The organism is Azospirillum sp. B506 (assembly GCF_000333595.1).
Classification (GTDB): Bacteria; Pseudomonadota; Alphaproteobacteria; order Azospirillales; family Azospirillaceae; genus Azospirillum.
In genome coordinates, this window is the sequence record NZ_BADK01000941.1 from 1 (window position 1) to 1,872 (window position 1,872).

Below are 1,872 nucleotides of genomic sequence, written 5' to 3' on the forward strand. Positions count from 1 at the left end.
GGCCCGACCGGAAGAATTGCTGCAATGGACGCTGCGGCGGCTGGATGACCGACATTCTGACCGACAACCACCACGACAGTGAAGAGGGGGCGGAGAAGCGCAGGACTCCTCCGCCGGACCGAAGCTTACTGCGACTGGCTCTGAACCGCCAGAGGGGGCTGTACGCCGAAGAAGGCCTGCGCGATCTCCGTGGTGATGATGCTCAGCTGCAGCTGTATCCAGTCGAGATATTCATGCAGCCCGTCGCGCAGCACCGCGTCGATGGGACGGGACAGCAGGGCGGCCAGCAGCTCGTCCACCCGCTCCATCGCCGCAGAGCCGCCGCGCAGGTCATAGCGCGAGCGCATCCGCGTCAAGACGCCGTCGATCTGCCGAACGCACATCACCACCGAACGCGGGAAGCCCTCGTTGAACAGCATGAAGCCGGCGACGGTGGTCGGCGACATGCCGCGGGGATAGACACGGCGGAAAGCATGATAACCGGCGGTGCTGCGCAGAACGCTCGTCCACTGGCTGACGTCCAGCGTGGAGCCGACATCGAGCGGCGACGGCAGCAGCGTGTGATATTTGATGTCGAGCAGGCGCGTGGTCTGGTCCGCCCGCTCGATGTACTTGCCCATCTGGTAGAAATACCAGCCCTGGTCGCGGTAGAAGGTGCCCTCGGTGATGCCGGTGTGGGTCTGGCACTCCTCCTTGATCCAGGTACAGACCTTGGACAGGTTCTGCGCCGCCACGTCCTTGACCGACATCTCCAGCAGCTTGTTGTGGAACACGTTGATCTGCGTCCACATCTCCGTCGAGATCCAGGGGCGCAGCGTCCGCGCGTTCTCCCGCGCCATCCGCAGCATCGACAGCAGCGAATTCTGGTTCTGTCCGTCGAACATGTAATAGTGGATCACCGCTTCCGCCGTCGGGCGGTCGTGGCGGCTGAAGAAATCCTTCTCGTCGGCGTTCAACTGGACGATGGAGAACCAGTTGGTCGCCCCGCGGGTGTCGCGCGCGAAGGTTTCGTGCACGTCGAGGATACGCGCCAGATTTTCGGCCCGCTCCATGTAGCGGGCCATCCAAAAAATGCACTCGGCGTAACGGGACAGCAGGTTCATGCCGCACCACCTTCCAGAACCCAGGTGTCCTTCGAGCCGCCGCCCTGGGACGAATTGACGATCAGCGTGCCCTTCTTCAGCGCCACGCGTGACAGGCCGCCGGGCAGGACCCAGGTGCTCTTGCCGGTGATGGCGAAGGGGCGCAGATCGACGTGGCGCGGCTCGATGGCCTCGTCGCAGACGGTCGGGCAGACCGACAGATCGACCACCGGCTGGCTGATGTAGTTGGACGGATCGGCCAGCAGCTTTGCCCGGCAATCCTCCAATTCCGCCTTGCTGGCACGCGGACCGATGGTGATGCCATAACCGCCGGCTTCGCCCACCGGCTTCACCACCAGATCGGCCAGATTGTCCAGCGTGTATTGCAGGGCATCCGGCTCGCGGCAGATGCGGGTGTCGACGTTGGGAATGATCGGGTCCTGGTCCAGGTAGTATTTGATCATCCGCGGGACATAGCAGTAGACCGCCTTGTCATCGGCGACTCCGGTGCCGATGGCGTTCGCCAGCGCGACATTGCCCTTGCGGTAGGCCTCCAGGATGCCGGGCACGCCCAGCAGGCTGTCGGGGTTGAAGGCCTTGGGATCGAGGAAGGCGTCGTCCAGGCGGCGGTAGATGGAGTGGACCGGGGCCAGACCGTTGGTCGTCTTCATGAAGACGCGGTCGTTGTCCACCACCAGATCGCGCCCTTCCACCAGCGGCACGCCCATTTCGCGCGCCAGGAAGATGTGCTCGAAATAGGCGGAGTTGTAGGTGCCCGGCGACAGCAGCA

Annotated in this window: 2 protein-coding genes; both read right to left on the reverse strand. The window is 63.9% G+C overall.

Features of this window, described 5'->3' with window-relative positions; genetic code table 11:
• Positions 1–125 precede the first annotated feature (125 nt).
• Positions 126–1,103, reverse strand: a complete 978-nt coding sequence (locus tag I71_RS29130; RefSeq protein WP_042702596.1) for an alpha-E domain-containing protein — start codon at positions 1,101–1,103, stop codon at positions 126–128.
• Positions 1,100–1,872, reverse strand: a 773-nt coding sequence (locus I71_RS29135; RefSeq protein ID WP_042702598.1) for a circularly permuted type 2 ATP-grasp protein, incomplete at its 5' end; no start/stop codon positions are given. The genes I71_RS29130 and I71_RS29135, both read right to left, overlap by 4 nt.

What these genes read in the sequence shown, in the direction of transcription:
- I71_RS29130 (WP_042702596.1), bottom strand. Translation starts at nt 1,103, where the DNA reads ATGAACCTGCTGTCCCGTTACGCCGAGTGCATTTTTTGGATGGCCCGC.